General features: G+C 52.5%; 4 protein-coding genes and 1 tRNA gene. 4 read left to right on the top strand and 1 reads right to left on the bottom strand.

The window, feature by feature from the left end; genetic code table 11:
• The 4 genes from Q0628_RS09090 to Q0628_RS09105 form a co-directional block, all read left to right on the top strand.
• Nucleotides 1–914 (top strand): pseudouridine synthase (locus Q0628_RS09090; RefSeq protein WP_298770303.1); only part of this gene is annotated, 914 nt, incomplete at its 5' end.
• A 143-nt stretch (nucleotides 915–1,057) separates the two neighbouring features.
• Nucleotides 1,058–1,130: transfer RNA gene (locus Q0628_RS09095), tRNA-Asn, on the top strand.
• A 124-nt stretch (nucleotides 1,131–1,254) separates the two neighbouring features.
• Nucleotides 1,255–1,653 (top strand): hypothetical protein, encoded by a 399-nt coding sequence (locus tag Q0628_RS09100; protein WP_298770304.1) that lies wholly within the window; start codon nucleotides 1,255–1,257, stop codon nucleotides 1,651–1,653.
• A gap of 3 nt (nucleotides 1,654–1,656) precedes the next feature.
• Entirely contained in the window at nucleotides 1,657–3,075 is a 1,419-nt protein-coding gene (locus Q0628_RS09105) for an MBOAT family O-acyltransferase (protein ID WP_298770305.1), read from the top strand.
• A gap of 93 nt (nucleotides 3,076–3,168) precedes the next feature.
• Here Q0628_RS09105 and metK read toward each other — a convergent pair.
• On the bottom strand, nucleotides 3,169–4,030 hold an 862-nt coding region (gene metK / locus Q0628_RS09110), incomplete at its 5' end, for a methionine adenosyltransferase (protein ID WP_298770307.1).

Raw genomic sequence — 4,030 nt, forward strand, 5'->3', positions numbered from 1 at the left:
AGCTTGCGGGAGGCTTTGTGTCGGTGAATGGCGCCGTGGCGACTCTTGAGACGGTTGCGCACCGCGGTGACAAGGTGGTGTACCACGTAACGAACTATACCGAGCCTGAGGTCCCGACGGATTTCGAGATCGTTTTCGAAGACGACGAGTTTATGCTGGTGGCAAAACCGGCTGGTGTGCCGGTGCACCACACGGGGCACATCTTTTACAATACGTTTACTTCGATTGTGCGCCGTGGGACCGATTGTGAGACGGCAACCCCGATGCATCGCCTGGACCGCGACACGGGCGGACTCATGCTGTTTGCGAAGTACGCCGAGTCTGCGGCGCGGTTCCAGAAGAATCTGGACCGAATCTTGCTGAAGAAATTCTACATGGCGGTTGTGCGCGGGGACTTCGCGGTTGAAGGAACCCCTGCGGGCGATCCTGTAGATTGCACGATGCCTTTGCGCGAAGACCCCGCGGACCGCTTGCGGCTCCGCATGCACCACTTTGAAGACGGCAAACCTTGCCACACGCGTTTTAGAAAGGTGGGGGTGGGCGAGTTATCGCAACCGGTGGGTGGCGAGACGAAATATTCCGTAGTCGAGGCCGAACTCTTGACGGGCCGCAAGCACCAGATTCGGGCCCACCTCGCCGAGCTCGGGTACCCGATTCTGGGAGACCGCCTCTATAGTTTTGACGGAATCTACTATGAGAAAATGTCCCGTTCCTGGGAACGCGGTGCGCTTGAACCGTCGAACCAGGGGCTGTCAGCCGAAGATCTTGCGACCCTCGGCGGCAATTCTCACATGTTGTATGCTTATAAAGTGGAAATCCGGTTGCCCTACTGGATGGAATCTCGCGCCTTTGAATGTAATGACTATCCGGAAGACATGGCCGAACTGGTTCGAAAAGCGCATTCCGATTCGTAAAAAGCCCATATTAATCAAAGAAAAGGATATTTTTCGAAAAAAAAACCGTTTTTTTGAGAAAACCCCTTGACGGAAGATGTGGAATATCTATATTTGGTGCCGTCGATGAGAGCGATCTCAACGACCGAGTCTAACGACTAGATTGCTTCATAGCTCAGTTGGTAGAGCCCGCGACTGTTAATCGCGTTGTCCTTGGTTCGAGTCCAAGTGAAGCAGTGAAAAAGGTTCCGATGCAAATCGGGACCTTTTTCTTTTATGTTCATGATTGTGAAAAAAAAGGAAAGAATTTTACTAGGTGCAATTTTATATATTTAGAAAGTTCCTTTTTTAGGTGGATTTTATGTTCAAAAAATGCCTAATTGCCTTGTGTGTTCTTGCTGCAATTGCCGTGGCGAACCCTATTTCCATTGAAGGACGCCTGACCGAAATTCCGGGCAAGATTCCGAGCAATGACCTGTACAGCTACGTGTATGTTTTCAAGTACAAGGTCCTAAAGGTGGTGTCGGGAAAGCTCGATGCGAAGGAAGTGCTGGTGGGGGTCTACAATCCGCTGATAGCCCGTGGCAAGGTTACGGACAAGATGGCCGACAAGAGCAAGGGCAATGTAGGGGCGTTCAAGGCAAAGGCGAAGCATACGCTCACGCTGATTCCACTCGAAGGAAACTGGGACGGTGCTGTCGAGGATGAGTACTTTGACGACGAATCTCCGCGTTACCTGGCCGTAGAGGTTAACGAGTAACCGGTGGTCTTCTCTTCCCAGATTTTTCTGTTCTATTTCTTGCCGACTTTTTTGGTGGGCTACTTTGTGCTGCTGCGCTCCGGGGTGAAGCATTCCGGTCTAAATTTCTTTATTACGGTTTTCAGCTACATTTTCTATGGCTGGCTTGAACCGTGGCTCGTCTTTTTAATGTTCGGTTGTACCTTGGTGGTGTATGTGGCGGGGCGCTTCATTTCGGCGCCGCGAGCCTCAAAATTGCAACGGAACTTGGCGCTAGGGGCTGCAGTCGCGGTCAATCTAGGGGCGCTTGGTTTTTTCAAGTACTATATGTTCGGCATGGGAATCATAAACGATGTGGTGTCGAAACTGGGGTGCGAGCCATTCTCTGTGATGACGGTCCTTTTGCCGGTGGGTATATCTTTTTACTCGTTCCAGTCGATGAGCTACGCGATAGACGTGTGGCGTGGCACGGCCCCTCCGGTCAAGAACTTCGCAACCTTCGCCTGCTATGTCGCCCTTTTCCCCCAGCTTGTGGCGGGGCCGATCGTACGTTACAATACGGTAGCCGAAGAACTTGAAACGCGCACTCATACGCTCGAAAACTTCGTGCGCGGCATGGTCTTTTTCTGCTTTGGCTTTGCGGAGAAAATTTTTATCGCGAATCAGGTGGGGATAATTGCCGACCGTGTTTTTGCGGCCGATGCGCCTGGAGTAATCAATAGCTGGTGGGGCTCTCTTGCCTACATGTTCCAGATTTATTTCGACTTCTCGGCGTATTCAAATATGGCAATCGGTCTTGGACTTATGCTTGGGTTCCATTTCCCACGGAACTTTAACGGTCCGTATCGTTCCAAGAGTATCACCGAGTTCTGGAAACGCTGGCATATTTCGCTCACGAGCTGGTTCCGCGACTACTTGTACATCCCGATGGGAGGAAACCGTGTCGGAAAGGCTCGCCTCTATTTCAACTTGTTCTTGGTGATGTTCGTCAGTGGCGTGTGGCATGGTGCGAATTGGACCTTTGTGTGCTGGGGCCTTTATCACGCATTCTTCATGATTGTGGAACGAGCGAATAATAAACAGGCGTTCTACTTCAAGGCTCCGGCCATCGTGCAAATCGCCATTACGCAGGTTATTGTGCTTTTTGGCTGGGTGCTGTTCCGCGCCGATTCCATTGGCGATGCTATTCGCATGTGGAAGAACATGCTCGGTCTAGGGGTGACTTCGGCGGCGGATTCGATTCTTGCTGCAGAGATCTTTACTCCGAGCTGCGTCGTATTTATGTCGCTTGCGGCTATCCTTTCTTTCTGGCGATTCCGATCGTTCGACTGGTGCGACAGGGTGTCGCCTCGTCGTGTGGCATTTGCCCTGCTTATCTTCGTTGTCGCAACGCTTGCTCTGTTTACGCAGAGCTACAATCCGTTCCTATACTTCCAATTCTAGAAGCGACTAAAGAAAAGCGAAATCTCAAAAAAATTGCTCCCGAAAAACTTTCGGGAGCTTTGCAATATCCGGAGGTATTTGGATAATTGATTTTTACACCTTGGCGAGCTTCTTCAGAGTTGCAGCCTTGTCGGTCTTTTCCCAGGTGAAGCGTGCGCCGGTGCGGCCGAAGTGGCCAAGCGCGGCAGTTGCCTGGTAGCCCGGCTTTTTGAGGTCGAGCATCTTCACGATGCCGGCCGGAGAAAGGTCGAAGGTCTTAGAAACGATTGCTTCGATTTCGCGGTCGCTGATTTTGCCCGTGCCGAAGGTGTTCACGAGTACGGAAACCGGCTTGGAATAACCGATGGCGTAGGCGAGCTGTACTTCGCAACGGTAGGCAAGTCCTGCAGCCACGATGTTCTTGGCTACATAGCGTGCGGCGTAGGCGGCGCTGCGGTCCACCTTGCTCGGGTCCTTGCCGCTGAAGGCGCCACCACCGTGACGGCCCATGCCGCCGTAGGTGTCGACGATAATCTTACGACCGGTGAGGCCGCAGTCACCGTGCGGACCGCCGACCACGAACTTGCCGGTGGGGTTCACGAGGTAACGGGTCTTCTTGTCGAGCAACTTGGACGGAATCACCTTCTTGATGAGCTTTTCGATGATTTCCTTTTCGATGGTAGAATGCTTGAGTTCCTTGCCGTTCACGAATTCATCGTGCTGGGTGCTGACCACCACGGTATCGACGCGCACGGGCTTATCGTTTTCGTCGTATTCGACAGTCACCTGAGATTTTGCATCGGGGCGGAGCCATTTGATTTTGCCGGATTCGCGGAGGTTCTGGATTTCTTCCATGAGCTTGTGGGCGAGGCTGATCGGGAGCGGCATCAGTTCCTTGGTTTCGTTTACGGCGTAACCGAACATCATGCCCTGGTCACCGGCACCGGTGTCCAGCGTGTCGGTCATCTCGCCTTCC

Source organism: uncultured Fibrobacter sp. (genome assembly GCF_937877005.1).
Lineage (GTDB): Bacteria > Fibrobacterota > Fibrobacteria > Fibrobacterales > Fibrobacteraceae > Fibrobacter.

Bases quoted from the DNA above. Each gene is read 5' to 3' on its own strand.
- Q0628_RS09100 (WP_298770304.1), top strand. From the start codon at position 1,255: ATGTTCAAAAAATGCCTAATTGCCTTGTGTGTTCTTGCTGCAATTGCC.